Raw genomic sequence first — 14,066 nt, 5'->3', positions numbered from 1 at the left:
AGCCATCTTTCACCCTCTCTCCAGGTGGAGAAAGGGATTATCCGGTATTAGCTCCGGTTTCCCGGAGTTATCCCAGTCTAAGGGGCAGGTTGCCCACGTGTTACTCACCCGTCCGCCGCTAACGTCCGGGAGCAAGCTCCCTTCTGTCCGCTCGACTTGCATGTATTAGGCACGCCGCCAGCGTTCGTCCTGAGCCAGGATCAAACTCTCCGTTAAAAAGTTTGACTTGCTCATTGCACAACCAAAGTTGTGGCTCACTATCATTCATTGACGAGATACCTTGTATCTCTTTTACGCTTGGCTTTTGTTCAGTTTTCAAAGGACTCGTTTGTCGCCGTTCTCTCTTGGCGACTCAATTAATATACCATGTTTCCGCCAGTAAAGTCAATATCTTTTTCAAAAAAAACTTTAAAACTACTGTTCTTTTGTGGCGCAAGAAGTAATATAACATGGATCAAATGAGGAATGCAATAAGAAATTATAAAAAAACCGCTGGAAAAAGATAGAATGATTTTTCCGCGGTTTCAAAGAATGATTTGTTGCACAGCTACAAGCAAAAGCATCCCTGGCAAGCCAAGTAGCGCGACAGTCGTTGCTGTAATGGCATTAATAGGAATAAACAAACCCGTTGCGGTTGCAAATGAGTTTAGCAAGAACAACAACAGCGTCGCGATAATCAGCCGAACGCCGATTTGTCCGGCTATCCGCAATGGCTTTACTGGCGCTCCTATAATCAAGAGCAAAACGACAATTCCACCTAATATGGACAATATAAGCCAAGATTCCATCCTATCACCTCAAAGAGAGCTCGTCTTGCTTTACTGTATGATCGCCACAACAAAAAAAGACCCTAAATTCAGGATCCTTTTTGTTTGCGTCTATGGCGGATTCGCGCTTCCCGAAGAAGGAGCGAATAAAGCGCCTCCGCTCGTTTCAATTGGTTCAATAATTCTTCAGAAGGGTCTACACTATGCGCTAACAGCCTCTTTTGATAATCGATCGATTCTTTTTGGCGTTCCAGCATTTCGTACAACGTTGCTTCTTCTTCTTTACGGAGAACGCCTTTTTTTCGAAAACCTAACATCAAGATGCCACCTTACAATTCACGTCTACCTTCAATTGCTTTAGAAAGCGTTACTTCATCAGCATATTCCAAATCGCCACCGACAGGCAAACCATGGGCTAGGCGAGTGACTTTAATGCCAGTAGGCTTAATTAAGCGTGAAATATACATTGCCGTTGCCTCTCCTTCAATCGTCGGATTGGTGGCAACAATGACTTCTTTTACACTCTCATCAGCCTGCAAACGTTTGATCAGTTCCGCGATTTTAATATCTTCTGGTCCAATTCCATCCATGGGCGAAATCGCCCCGTGTAAAACATGGTAAAGCCCGGTGTATTCCCGCATTTTCTCCATTGCAATTAAATCTCGTGATTCTTGGACAACACAAATCGTTGTACGGTCTCTATGCTTATCTTCACAAATCTGGCATGGATCCGTATCTGTGATGTTATGGCATTGAGAGCAGTAAGTTAAATCCCTTTTTGCATGGACAAGGGCTTTCGCAAACTCAAGCACATCGTCTTCCTTCATATCAAGGACATGAAAGGCAAGGCGGCTTGCTGTTTTTGGCCCAATTCCCGGGAGCCTTGTGAACCCTTCTATTAATTTTGCAATCGGTCTCGGGTATTGCAATCTCTTAGCCCCCTAGAACATTCCTGGCATGTTCAGTCCTTTAGTGAATTTCCCAAGGTCTTGTTCAACCAATTCATCGACTTTCTTTAGCGCTTCATTTGTTGCTGCAATAATAAGATCTTGGAGCATTTCGACATCTTCAGGGTCAACGACATCTTCAGAAATGTTCACTTCCAAAATCCGTTTGTCCCCGGAAGCAATAACGGTCACCATTCCGCCGCCGACAGTTGCTTCAACTGTTTTTTCTTTTAACTCTTCTTGCGCTTTCACCATTTGTTTTTGCATTTTTTGCATTTGCTTCATCATATTTCCCATGTTCTTCATTTAAATCCATCTCCTTTAGGAATCAATGATTTCAATCAAATCTTCGCCAACTAGCTTAACTGCCTCATCAATCAACGGATCAGCTTCTTGCGGATGGTCAGTTTGTTTGTCTTTGACATACTCAGCCTTTATTTGCTGCCATTGTTGGTTCAGCAATGTCACAAAATCATGACGGCTGTTAAATGTTTGCTTTAGCACTTGGCAAAGAACGCCTCGAAACTTTGTATCCATCATATCACGATGCATTTCATTTTGAAACGCTAACAGTACCTTCGTATCCGAAGCGGCAACGGGTTTAGAGTCGCTTAGCCATGCATGGGCAGGCACACTCTCCCCTTTTATTTTCTCCATGATCGCGCCCCACTGGCTTACCGTCTCTTGTAAATCAGCTTTATTGGCGTTCTCTAATAGTTCACGAGCAGCGGCAGGAGTCGCCTTTCCTTGCTGTGGTGCCCTTGGCTGCATGCGCCGCCGTTCTTTTTGGGCAGGCGCCGGCTCGCTTTTATCAATAGTGTTTGCTTGTTTGACTGAGGCAAGCTCATCTTCAAGGCGCTTCACTTTTTCTTGTAGTTCGCGAATTTCTTCGTTGCCCACTTGCGCCATGTCTTGAGCAGGTGCAAGCTGCATTAATTTCATCACAGCCATTTCAAGCACAATCTTTGGCTGGAGCGCCCATTTCATTTCTTGTTGGCTTTCAGAAAGGCTCTGGATGGCAGCATAAATAAACGGTCTGCTATAAGATTCGGCCACTTGAACAAATGCGTCATCAAGGGCAGCTCTTTCAAACAAATCTGCTGTTTCAGGCGCTGTTTTATACAAAAGCAGGTCTCGATAATATAACAGCAAATCTTCCAAAAGCCTTTTCGGGTCTTTTCCGCCTTTGAGCGTTTCGTCAATCGTTTCTAGGACGAGGCGCGCATTTTGTTTTTCCAGCGCTGCTGCCAATTGATGAAGCGCTTCTCGGGAAACAGCGCCGGTAATCGTCAAAACATCTTCTGTAGAGACTTTTTCTTCTGAAAAGGAAATGGCTTGATCAAGCAAACTAAGGGCATCGCGGGCGCCTCCATCAGCTGCTCTGGCAATCAGCTCAATCGCCTCTTCTTCATAAGGCTGTTGGTTGCTGTCAAGTATGAACTTCATTCGATTGATTAGCGCTTCATTTGAGATTGGTTTAAAATCAAAGCGTTGGCACCGTGAAAGAATCGTTAACGGAATTTTATGGGGCTCCGTCGTTGCCAAAATAAAAATAACATGAGCTGGCGGTTCTTCTAATGTTTTTAGGAGCGCATTAAAAGCCCCTGTTGAAAGCATATGGACTTCATCTATAATATACACTTTATAAGCAACTTCGCTCGGCGCAAATTTCACTTTATCACGTATATCACGTATTTCATCTACGCCATTATTGGAAGCCGCATCAATTTCAATCACATCGACAACCGAGCCATTCGTGATTCCTACACAGGCATCGCACTCATTACAAGGTTCTGCCACTGGAGCTCGTTTGCAGTTGATTGCTTTGGCGACTATTTTTGCTGCACTTGTTTTCCCTGTCCCCCGTGGGCCTGAAAACAAGTAGGCGTGTGCAAGCTTTTGTTGCAAAAGTGCGTTTTTTAGTGTTTTTGTAATATGTGATTGCCCAACAACATCTTCTAGTAACTGCGGGCGCCACACACGGTAAAGGGCTTGATAGCTCATCGGCTCCCCCCTTCTTCTTCATTCAGTAACATTATTATAGCCTTTTCTATTTCCGGTTTAAAGGGCGCTCCATAAAAACTTGTTTCCCCATATCCTTTTTGCCCGTAAGAACGTTCTTATTTATATAGAAAGCAATAGAAAGGAGATGCTTTGATGACAAGCAAGCGCACAGTTGACTTTCAAAAGGCTTGGGACAAATACGCCCAAAGCATAAAGAATCACTGTTTAGCTTTAACAAAAAATCGTTGGGAAGCAGAAGATTTATACCATGACACATGGCTCAAAGCTTGGTGCCATTGGCATAAGGCAGGCTTAACACGGCTCACAAATGCTTATTTCACTACGATTGCCAAGCATACATTTATCGACCACTGCCGCAAAACGAAAAGACAGGCATCGCAAAAACCTTTGTCTGAGGCGAGCAGTGCCACATTTCACGCCGGCTCTGACCTTGATTATTTGCTTAAACCGCTTGTGTCGAGCCTGACAGTCAAGCAACTTGGCATTTTCTTGCTTGCAGACGTGTACAAATGGCCGTTAAAAGACATTGCCCAGGCGTGCCAGCAGTCACTAGGATCAGTGAAAGCCACTCTTTTTCGGGCACGGCAAAATGTTTCAAAACATGTGCGCGAACATTTGGAAGAAGACTGGAAACTGGCAGACGATCAAGCTTTGCATGTCCAACTGCTTGTAAAAGCACTGGCTGAGGAAAATACCGCGCTGATTGTGCAATTGGTAAACGAGACCGTTCCAGCGTCTGTTTTGCATAGCAAGCATATGAAAATGAAAACGCCAGCACCACAGGCGCTGGCTGCTTAAGTAAAAAAGGAGCGATTTTGATGAGCACACCGATTCCATATGTGATGGAACAAACCCATTACGGGGAGCGGAGTTATGACATTTACTCTCGTCTCTTGAAAGACCGGATTATTTTTATCGGCGATGAAATTACCGACCCTCTTGCGAACAGCGTCACAGCCCAACTGCTTTTTCTTGCCTCTACCGATCCTGAAAAAGACATTTCCATTTACATTAACAGCCCTGGTGGCTCCGTTTCTGCAGGCTTTGCCATTCTCGATACGATGCTATACATCAAACCAGACATCCAGACAATTTGCACTGGCATGGCTGCCTCATTTGCAGCCGTTCTTCTTGTAGGAGGGACCAAAGGGAAACGCTGCGCTTTACCCCATGCAGAAGTCATGATTCACCAACCCCACGGAGGCATGAAAGGGCAAGCGTCTGATATGGACATTTACGCTCAGCGGATTTTAAAACAACGCAAGGAAATAAACCACTTCATCGCGGAAAGGACTGGACAAACGCCTGAAAAAATCGCCAACGATAGTGAACGTGACTACTTTATGAGCGCTGCGGAGGCAAAAGACTATGGCGTGATCGATAACATTCTTCCAGTTTGACTCGTGTCGAGCGGCGGGTAACTGTCGCTCGTTTCTACATATAATAGAGCAAACGAACCGTCCATTTTCGTATTGGCCTATCCCCTTTAAAATAGGTATGGAAAGCTCATTGGCTACATAACACAACAAAATAAAAAACGCCCCATTCAGCCAGGCAAATACTGACTGATGGAGCATTATTTCATTCATTTCGTTTTTAAACGATGCGGCACACATCATGTTCGCATCTGCAAAGAATATAGTAAATACCGTGCACCTTTCCTCGATAACAGCGCCACAAGCGTTACCTGAGCAGTTAGCTCGATCCAGGCACCTCTGCGGCACACGGAAGGGTCCACTTACTGCTGCTTCCTTCCGGACCTGACAGGGTTCATGGGTTTCCGTTGCGCAGAACCCAAACGTCAACACCACTTACTCAGGGCAGGCCTTGCAGCACTGAAACCTCAAAAAGGGATTCAACCTCGCTATAGCGGATTGCGAGTTACAGGGCACCGCTACCTCCCCATCTAGCACGGCAAATTGTAAATAAAGGTAAGCACCTAAAGGTAAGGTGCAAGTTCAAGTATACTAGATCGACTAGACAAATGCAACCGTTAACGCCCTTCTTGCAAATCCTGTTTTTTCCTTTTTTGGTTAGCACGCAATTCCCGAAAAAATGCCGACAACTTCTCTCCGCATCTCTCTTCCAACACCCCACTAATCACTTCACAACGATGGTTAAAGCGCTCCTCTTGTAAAAGGTTCATCAATGTGCCGGCACAGCCTGCTTTTTGGTCCCGTGCCCCGTAGACAACGGTTGGAATTCGCGATTGCACAATCGCGCCAGCACACATCGGGCATGGTTCAAGCGTGACATATAACGTGCAGCCTTCCAGCCGCCAAGCGCCTAGTTTTTTGTTTGCCTGTTCAATCGCCAACAGTTCAGCATGAGCGAGCGCTGAATGGTTGGCCTCCCGCAAATTGTAGGCAGAGGCGATGAGCTTGCCTTCTTTTATAATCACTGCACCAATCGGCACTTCACCGATTTCCTCTGCCTTTGCTGCCTCTTCTAAGGCCACATTCATCCATTTTTCATGTGTTCCTTGATCCATCGATGATCCTCACACTCCTGATCGTGTTAAAAAAGATGCCAAAGAGCCCAATCTATTTTCCTTATGCTTTTATTCTTGTTTGATCTTTAAGCTTAAACGGCTTTGTTATCACTATATAATGATAAAGAAAAACACGGCCACTCCAGTGGTCGTGTGTATTTGCGAATATGGCGGAGGAAGAGGGATTCGAACCCCCGCGCGGTGTGACCCGCCTGTCGGTTTTCAAGACCGATCCCTTCAGCCAGACTTGGGTATTCCTCCGTTTAACTGACAAAAGCTAGTATAAGCAATTTTAAGCGAAAATGCAAGTATTAATCTGGATGATTCTGCCGACAACCTCATTAGACTGATGTCTACAATCTGAAAGGCTGCCAAAATTGGCAGCCTTTCATTTTTATTGCTCAATATACGTGTCGTGGAACAAGAAGTCGCCTGAAGGAGAAACGGCAATGTTTTTCACTTCATCGCGGACGCCATTCAAGTATTTTTTCGTTGTTGTAAATACAACTGGCACTTCTTCGTTTAAGATTGCTTGTGCTTCTGCATAAAGCTCATTACGCTTGTCTTCATCTACTTCTTTGGCAGCTTCATCTAAAATCGCATCCAATTCAGGATTTGAGTAGAACGAACGGTTGCCTACCTCGCCAAAGCTGTCAGAATGGAAGAGCGGCGCCAAAGCGTAGTCTGCGTCTCCTGTTGCTGAGCTCCAGCCAAGGATAAACATTTCATGTTCACCATTTCCTGTTGCGTCCAAATATGTGGCCCATTCTTGGATATTGATGTCCACTGTAATGTTCAAATCAGCTAGTTGATTTTGGATGTATTGCGCTAAGTCAACACGTGCAGCTGAATCATTCGTAGAAAGCGTTACTTCAAAGCCATCTTCATAGCCTGCTTCTGCAAGCAATTCTTTCGCAGCTTCTACATCATATGGAAGCGGCTCTGCATTTGGGTCATGGCCAATAACCCCTGGTGATACTGGGCTTGTCGCCGGAAGTTCGAAGCCGTCTAAAATATCATTGGCAATTACATTTTTATCAATCGCCATTGCAATCGCTTGGCGGACGCGGACATCATCAAAAGGCTCTTTCTCGAGATTAAAGCCAAAGTAAGAAGCGGAAATGCTTTCCGTTTCTAGCAAATGTGCGCCGTCTGTTGCTTCCAACTGGGCAACACCTGACACGTCAAGTGGTTCAATAAAATGAGAGCTTCCTGTTTCAAGTTCTGCTAAACGGGTATTGCCATCTGGAACGGTTTTAAACGTGACAGAATCGAGCTTTGCTGGCTCGCCCCAGTACTCTTCGTTTTTCGTGAAGACAAGTTCAGAAGAACCAATTTGGCCGCTTTCATATTTAAAGTAGCCTGTTCCCGCCGGGTTAGCACCCACTTCAGTCGATGGTTGTTCGCCTTCTTCCATCGCCGCATAGTCAGCATCGATAACGTCAGGGCTAATCATGAATCCGCCGTTGTGAGCAAAGCTATAAATGAGCGGCGCAAACGGCTCTTCCGTCACGAACTCAATTTCATAGTCGTTGATGACGTTAATTTCTGAAATCTCTTCAAATAAAAATGCCCGTTGTGAGGCAAGTGCTTCATCAGTAATACGTTCAATATTCTTTTTAACGGCTTCCGCGTTGAATTCAGCGCCGTCATGGAATTTAACGCCTTCTTGCAGTTGGAACGTCAACGCTGTTCCATCGTCATTCCACTCATAGCCCGTTGCCAAAACCGGTTGCAATTCCATGTTTTCGTCAAACTCAACTAAGCCTTCATAAATTTGCCCTTGGACTTGGCCAGATGGCACGTCATTGACTTGATGCGGATCTAAGGCAACAATGTCGGCATTCATTGCAACGACAAGATCGCCGCCGCCTTGTTCGCCTTCTTCTGCACTTTCACCGCCGCCGGTATTTGTGTTTTCATCTGGTTCACTGGAGCATGCAGCTAGTCCAGCAGCTACAGTTAAAGCCATAACACCGTAAAACGGTTTTTTTACATTCATTATTTTATCCCCCTTGTTCTCTTAAATTTCTGTAAAACAAATTTCACTATATACTATTTTACACAAATAAACAATGTCCTGCTTTAAACATTCACATTAATTAGGACTTTAGTCTTGAATATTCATCCTAATATATTGATTTGCTTCATTTTAATGGTAATATCCTATGTTTTTTTGCTTTTCATAGCCTGTTTCTTTTATTTTCCTATTATAATAGCGACCATTTTCTACTCTTGGTTAACAAGTGTGGAGGGAAAAATAGGACGCTATTTATCTCACAATCTGTCTCAAGGATGCCAACTGGATTTATGGTGATTCATCCCTTATTCGATAAATCTCCATAAAACTGTGTTCAAATCCGAAAATTCCCTTTGCATATGTCGACATTATTCGCTAAAATACTATATTAAGATTGCTATTTTAGATTGTTTTCGTTTTAAGACTTAATGTATAATCAGATGATGCGTATAAGTTGAAAAGAAAGGAAGTTGAATATGTCTCAGGATACTGCAAGTCAGCCAATCGGCCAAGTTGCACAAAAGCCTTGGGTGCGAAATTGGAAGGCTTTTTTAGGTCGTTTGTTGTCGAACAAGTCTGCCGTCTTTGGCGGAGTGCTGATTATTATTCTAGCAATCTTAGCCGTCATCGGCCCTTGGATTGCCCCTCAAGGCATTAATGAACAAGACTTTGCACTTAAATTACAAGGGCCTTCCAGTGATCACTGGTTCGGGACCGATGATTTTGGTCGCGATGTGTTTTCACGCATCTTACACGGCTTAAGCATTACATTCCGTATTGGTTTTGTTTCCGTCGCCATCGCAGGAACGGTTGGCACAGTAATTGGCATTATTTCTGGCTACTACGGCGGTAAAATCGATGCCATTATTATGAGGATTATGGATATTCTTTTAGCATTTCCGAGCATTATCCTTGCGCTTGCAATCGTTGCGACACTCGGGCCTGGCTTGAATAACATTATTCTTGCGGTAGCAATCAGCGCGTTTCCAGTATTTGCACGGATTGCGAGAGGCTCAACACTATCTGTCAAAAAATTAGAATATATCGATGCTGTTAAAGCGCTGGGTGCTAGCGATACTCGTATTATTTTTAAACATATATTACCAAATACTTTGTCCCCATTAATTGTACAATCGACTTTATCAATTGCAACTGGTGTTTTATCTGCCGCAGGCCTCTCTTTTCTTGGTTTAGGCGTTTCACCTCCTAGCCCTGAATGGGGTGCGATGTTAAACAGCGGAAAAGTATACATGTTCCAGGCTCCGCATATGACCTACGCCCCTGGACTAGCAATTGTCTTGTTTGTCCTCGCCTTTAACCTGTTTGGCGATGGGCTTCGTGATGCGCTTGATCCAAAGACAAAATAATTTATAGAAAAGAGGTGCGCCTATGTTTAAATTTTTAGTCCGCAGATTGCTCCAGCTAATACCTGTTATCATCGGGGTTACATTGATCGTTTTTTCATTAATGCATTTTATTCCAGGCGACCCCGCTCAAGTACTTGCAGGCGAATCGGCTACGCCTCAACAAATTGAAGCCATTAATGAACGACTCGGTCTGAATGACCCTTATCCAGTCCAATATTTTCGCTATATGACCAACTTAGTTCAATTCGATTTAGGGAATTCTTTACGGAATGGACAGCCTGTTTCTGATTTAATTCTCCAGCGAATTGGCATAACGCTCGAACTGTCGATATATAGTACGATTCTCAGTATTTTTCTTGGCTTGATTGCAGGCGTCCTGTCCGCAACAAAGCGCGGTTCATTCCGTGATTCTGCGATTATGGTGTTGGCTTTATTTGGGATGTCCATGCCAAACTTTTGGCTTGGCCTTGTGCTGATCCAATGGTTCGCATTAGGTAACATTCCATTTATCGGAAAATTTATCGATACAGCTTGGTTTCCCCCTTCTGGGTGGGGTAGCTTTGAACAGCTTGTACTACCTGTATTTATGCTAGGCATTTCAGGGGCAGCGATTGTTGCCCGGATGACTCGTTCCAGCATGCTAGAAGTTATTAACCAAGACTATATTCGCACTGCTCGTGCCAAAGGGGTTAGGGAACGGATTGTTATTTATCAGCATGCTTTAAAAAATGCGTTAATTCCAGTTATTACCGTAGTTGGTTTGAGCTTTGGCAGCTTGCTTGGCGGCGCCGTCCTTGCCGAGAGCGTGTTTGCGATTAACGGAATGGGCAGGCTGATTTACGACGCGATCAACAACCGCGACTTTCCTGTCATGCAAGGCGGCATTTTAGTTGCTTCGCTTTTGTTCGTCCTTGTTAACTTGCTTGTAGACATTGCCTATCGATTCGTAAACAAACGGGTTGAAACGGAATAAATCGTATAAGAGAAAGGAGTGAGACGATTGGCTAATGATCCGATCTTGCAAATACGTGATCTACGTACTTCTTTTTTCACGAAGGAATTGGAAGTAAAAGCAGTAGATGGCGTGACATTTGATGTTGAAAAAGGAAAAACGATTGGCATTGTTGGGGAATCTGGTTCTGGTAAAAGCATTACGTCCCTATCAATATTAAATTTGCTCTCACATCCAGGAAAAGTGGTCGGTGGGGAGATTTTGTTTAAGGGCGATGATTTATTGAAAAAAACGCCTGCGCAAATGCGAAAAATTCGTGGCAACGAAATTTCGATGATTTTCCAAGAGCCAATGACATCGTTAAACCCGACTTTTACAGTAGGGCAGCAAATCAGTGAGTCTTTTCGCATTCACGAAAATTTATCAAAAAAAGAAGCACGTACTCGTTCCATTGAGATGTTGAAACTTGTTGGCATTCCTTCTCCTGAGAAACGGATTGACCAATACCCGTTTGAGCTTTCAGGTGGAATGCGGCAACGTGTCATGATTGCAATCGCTCTTGCGTGCAACCCAGACTTGCTAATTGCCGATGAACCGACGACCGCACTCGATGTGACGATTCAAGCGCAAATTCTTGAGTTAATTAAAGACTTGCAAAATCGCCTTGGCATGTCTGTTATCATGATCACGCATGACCTTGGGGTTGTAGCGGAGACATGCGACAATGTCGCCGTGATGTACGGCGGACAAGTCGTGGAGTACGCCTCTGTCCAAGACTTGTTTACGAAACCGCGCCACCCATACACAGTCGGCCTTATGCAATCATTGCCGCGCCATGATGAAGACGTAGAAGGCGATCTGTCTATTATAAAAGGTTCTGTGCCAGCGCCAGCCGATATGCCAAAAGGCTGCCGTTTTGCGCCTCGCTGCCCATTTGCAAGCGACATTTGCAAAGAGCTGCCTGAACTCGAAACAAATGAAGACGGCAGCCAAATCCGCTGCTGGATTTACACGGATAAATGGGATAAGCCGGAGGTGAATGTACGTGAGCAATACGCTACTAAAAGTTGACCATTTAAAGCAATATTTCCCGATTAAAGGGGGCTTCTTAGGACGGACGGTCAACCATGTCAAAGCAGTTGATGACATTTCGTTTGAAGTCAAAGAAGGCGAAACGGTTTCGATTGTAGGCGAGTCCGGCTGCGGAAAGTCTACAACTGGCCGGGCAATTCTCCGTCTTGACGAACCGACTTCAGGAAAAATCCAGTTCCAAGGCGAAGATTTGCTTTCGCTGAACCGCAACCAAATGCGGAAAAAACGCAAAGACTTGCAAATTATTTTCCAAGATCCGTATGCATCGATCAATCCGCGGCAAACGGTTCGCCAAGTGCTTTCAGAAGCGATGACCATCCAAGGAGTCGCGCCTGCCAAGGATCATGATCGGCTTATTCGCGAACTAATGAAAACAGTCGGTTTAGGCGAACACCAAATTGATCGCTTCCCTCACGAATTTAGTGGCGGCCAGCGGCAACGCGTTGGAATTGCCAGAGCCTTGGCTGTCAACCCAAAATTGATCATTTGCGACGAAGCGGTTTCCGCGCTTGATGTATCGATCCAAGCACAAGTCATTAATTTGCTCAAAAAACTGCAACGGGAATTAAAATTAACGTATTTGTTTATTTCCCACGACTTAGGCGTTGTCCGTCATATTTCAGACCGCGTCATTGTCATGTATCTTGGCCGTATTGTGGAAATGGGCGATAAAAAATCGGTTTTCGATAATCCACAGCATCCGTATACAAAAGCGTTGCTGTCTGCGATTCCAAAACCAGATCCGAGCATAAAAAAAGAACGCATCATTTTGCAAGGCGACGTGCCATCGCCAATTGATCCCCCAAGCGGATGCCGTTTTCATACACGTTGCCCATTTGCAACAGAAAAATGCAAAACAGACGTGCCTGAATTGCGGACAACCGAAGGAATGGCAAATAGCCATGCAGGGGCATGCCATTACATGGAGGAAATTTCTTCTGGCGAACACCAACCTGCTTATTCTTAAAAAACGCGAAAAAGCCTGCTTTTGGCCATTTTGATGGCTAAAAGCAGGCTTTTATTTTTACAAGACTTTGCTTAAAAACGATTTTGTACGCTCGTTTTTCGTTTGTTCAAAAATCTCTACAGGCGTGCCCTCTTCAACAAGGCGGCCTTCATCCATAAAGAAAACGCGATCACCGACTTCCCGGGCAAACCCCATTTCGTGTGTGACTACGACCATCGTCATCCCTTCGAATGCCAACTCTTTCATGACAGAAAGGACGTCGCCGACAAGCTCAGGGTCTAGTGCTGACGTCGGTTCATCAAACAGTATCACTTTCGGATTCATTGACAACGCTCTTGCAATCGCAACACGCTGTTTTTGCCCGCCTGACAAGCTTGCCGGGTACGCATCTGCTTTATCCCCTAAACCGACTTTCTCAAGAAGCTTCTTGGCTGCCGCAACCGCTTCCCCTTTTTCAATGCCCCGCACTTTCAATGGTGCAAGCGTGATATTTTCCAATACCGTCTTGTGAGGAAACAAATTAAAATGTTGAAACACCATGCCAACTTCCTGTCGCACAGTGTTAATATTTGTTTTCGGGTCGGCAATGTTGACGCCATCAATGACCACTTCCCCAGATGTAATGTCTTCAAGCCGGTTTAAACAGCGGAGAAACGTACTTTTCCCAGAGCCAGAAGGGCCGATGATGCAAACGACTTCCTTTTCGCGAATGTCCGTCGTAATCCCTTTTAGCACCTCATGTTCTCCAAACGATTTATGCAAGTCATTTACTTTAATCATGTCCGTTCCAGTCTCCGTTCTGTATAGCGTAATAAAAGAGAAGCCGGAATCGTGATCGCTAAGTAAAACAGGCAGACAAGCAAGTATGTATCAAAATACGAAGCAGATAAACCAGTATACGTTCTGCTTTGATACATTAAATCGGCAACGGCGATCGTCGATAAAAGCGACGTATCTTTTAAACTGATAATAAATTGGTTGCCGAATGGAGGAATCATCACTTTAATGGCTTGAGGCCAAATAATATAGCGCATTGTTTGACTCCCTGTTAAACCTAGCGACCTGCCAGCTTCCATTTGCCCTTTGTCTATCGATTGTACCCCGCCGCGGACAATCTCGGCAATATAGGCGCCTGAGTTAATCGCAATGACAAAAATCCCAGTGTAAAGCGGATCAAACCGTAAATCCAACAGACCTGGAATCCCGAAATGGATAAAAAAGATTTGCGCCAGCAAAGGCGTTCCTCGAATGGCTTCCACAAAAATCGCTGCGATTGCTCTCACGAACCCAATACGAGATAGGCGCATCAATCCGAAAATCGAGCCAACAATACTTCCTAAAAAAATACCGACGAGCGTAATTAAAACCGTGTATTTCAAACCTTCCCATAAAAAAGGCAATGCCCCAAAATCCATTTTTTATCTCACCTCTTGATGAA

General features: G+C 44.6%; 15 protein-coding genes, 1 tRNA gene, 1 rRNA gene and 1 other RNA gene. 6 read left to right on the top strand and 12 right to left on the bottom strand.

Features of this window, described 5'->3' with window-relative positions:
• The 6 genes from N6H06_RS22180 to dnaX form a co-directional block, all read right to left on the bottom strand.
• A 16S ribosomal RNA gene (locus tag N6H06_RS22180) occupies positions 1-216 on the bottom strand; the annotation flags it as partial.
• Between the two features lie 308 nt (positions 217-524).
• Positions 525-788 carry a pro-sigmaK processing inhibitor BofA family protein gene (locus tag N6H06_RS22175; RefSeq protein ID WP_213029649.1) on the bottom strand — a complete coding sequence of 88 codons (264 nt, stop codon included), beginning with the start codon at positions 786-788 and terminating at the stop codon, positions 525-527.
• 68 nt (positions 789-856) lie between these two features.
• Positions 857-1,084, bottom strand: coding sequence for a YaaL family protein (locus tag N6H06_RS22170; RefSeq protein ID WP_062751379.1), 228 nt, complete (start codon positions 1,082-1,084; stop codon positions 857-859).
• Positions 1,085-1,096: 12 nt separating this feature from the next.
• Positions 1,097-1,696 carry a recombination mediator RecR gene (gene recR, locus N6H06_RS22165; protein WP_062751381.1) on the bottom strand — a complete coding sequence of 200 codons (600 nt, stop codon included), beginning with the start codon at positions 1,694-1,696 and terminating at the stop codon, positions 1,097-1,099.
• A gap of 12 nt (positions 1,697-1,708) precedes the next feature.
• The gene (locus N6H06_RS22160) at positions 1,709-2,020 is read right to left on the bottom strand and encodes a YbaB/EbfC family nucleoid-associated protein (RefSeq protein WP_062751383.1); all 312 of its coding nucleotides are present in this window, start codon (positions 2,018-2,020) and stop codon (positions 1,709-1,711) included.
• A gap of 15 nt (positions 2,021-2,035) precedes the next feature.
• Positions 2,036-3,718 (bottom strand): DNA polymerase III subunit gamma/tau, encoded by a 1,683-nt coding sequence (dnaX, locus tag N6H06_RS22155; protein WP_263707949.1) that lies wholly within the window; start codon positions 3,716-3,718, stop codon positions 2,036-2,038.
• A gap of 153 nt (positions 3,719-3,871) precedes the next feature.
• Here dnaX and N6H06_RS22150 point away from each other — a divergent pair, with 153 nt between their 5' ends.
• Positions 3,872-4,537, top strand: a complete 666-nt coding sequence (locus N6H06_RS22150; RefSeq protein ID WP_062751387.1) for an RNA polymerase sigma factor — start codon at positions 3,872-3,874, stop codon at positions 4,535-4,537.
• 20 nt (positions 4,538-4,557) lie between these two features.
• A complete protein-coding gene (locus tag N6H06_RS22145; protein ID WP_062751389.1) occupies positions 4,558-5,139 on the top strand; it encodes an ATP-dependent Clp protease proteolytic subunit in 582 nt (193 codons plus the stop codon).
• A gap of 248 nt (positions 5,140-5,387) precedes the next feature.
• On the opposite strand, the gene ffs is transcribed toward N6H06_RS22145, so the two are convergent.
• The 4 genes from ffs to N6H06_RS22125 all read right to left on the bottom strand — a co-directional run bounded on the left by ffs (position 5,388) and on the right by N6H06_RS22125 (position 8,232).
• Positions 5,388-5,654: signal recognition particle sRNA large type (gene ffs / locus N6H06_RS22140), an RNA gene on the bottom strand.
• Between the two features lie 78 nt (positions 5,655-5,732).
• Positions 5,733-6,230 carry a tRNA adenosine(34) deaminase TadA gene (tadA, locus tag N6H06_RS22135; RefSeq protein ID WP_263707948.1) on the bottom strand — a complete coding sequence of 166 codons (498 nt, stop codon included), beginning with the start codon at positions 6,228-6,230 and terminating at the stop codon, positions 5,733-5,735.
• A gap of 168 nt (positions 6,231-6,398) precedes the next feature.
• Positions 6,399-6,491 (bottom strand) — tRNA-Ser (locus N6H06_RS22130).
• Positions 6,492-6,624: 133 nt separating this feature from the next.
• Entirely contained in the window at positions 6,625-8,232 is a 1,608-nt protein-coding gene (locus tag N6H06_RS22125) for a glutathione ABC transporter substrate-binding protein (protein WP_263707947.1), read from the bottom strand.
• A gap of 494 nt (positions 8,233-8,726) precedes the next feature.
• On the opposite strand from N6H06_RS22125, the gene N6H06_RS22120 reads away from it, so the two are divergent.
• From N6H06_RS22120 to N6H06_RS22105, 4 genes are read left to right on the top strand one after another with little or no spacing between them, the layout of a single operon-like run.
• Entirely contained in the window at positions 8,727-9,617 is an 891-nt protein-coding gene (locus N6H06_RS22120; RefSeq protein WP_062751394.1) for an ABC transporter permease, read from the top strand.
• 22 nt (positions 9,618-9,639) lie between these two features.
• Positions 9,640-10,590 (top strand): ABC transporter permease, encoded by a 951-nt coding sequence (locus N6H06_RS22115; protein WP_011244895.1) that lies wholly within the window; start codon positions 9,640-9,642, stop codon positions 10,588-10,590.
• An 18-nt stretch (positions 10,591-10,608) separates the two neighbouring features.
• A complete protein-coding gene (locus tag N6H06_RS22110; protein WP_062751396.1) occupies positions 10,609-11,640 on the top strand; it encodes an ABC transporter ATP-binding protein in 1,032 nt (343 codons plus the stop codon).
• Positions 11,609-12,628, top strand: a complete 1,020-nt coding sequence (locus N6H06_RS22105; RefSeq protein ID WP_062751398.1) for an ABC transporter ATP-binding protein — start codon at positions 11,609-11,611, stop codon at positions 12,626-12,628. Before N6H06_RS22110 ends, N6H06_RS22105 begins: the two co-directional genes overlap by 32 nt.
• Positions 12,629-12,685: 57 nt before the next feature.
• Here N6H06_RS22105 and N6H06_RS22100 read toward each other — a convergent pair whose 3' ends face one another.
• Positions 12,686-13,408: an amino acid ABC transporter ATP-binding protein gene (locus N6H06_RS22100; protein ID WP_263707946.1), complete on the bottom strand. Its 723-nt coding sequence runs from the start codon at positions 13,406-13,408 to the stop codon at positions 12,686-12,688.
• Positions 13,405-14,043: an amino acid ABC transporter permease gene (locus N6H06_RS22095; RefSeq protein WP_062751402.1), complete on the bottom strand. Its 639-nt coding sequence runs from the start codon at positions 14,041-14,043 to the stop codon at positions 13,405-13,407. The genes N6H06_RS22100 and N6H06_RS22095 overlap by 4 nt, the downstream gene beginning before the upstream one ends.
• Positions 14,044-14,066: the final 23 nt, after the last annotated feature.

The sequence above is a fragment of the Shouchella tritolerans genome (assembly GCF_025770735.1).
In the GTDB taxonomy this organism is placed as follows: Bacteria; Bacillota; Bacilli; order Bacillales; family Bacillaceae_D; genus Shouchella; species Shouchella tritolerans.
The sequence above is the reverse complement of the archived record's forward strand: the minus strand, read 5'-3'. Positions and strand labels throughout refer to the sequence as shown.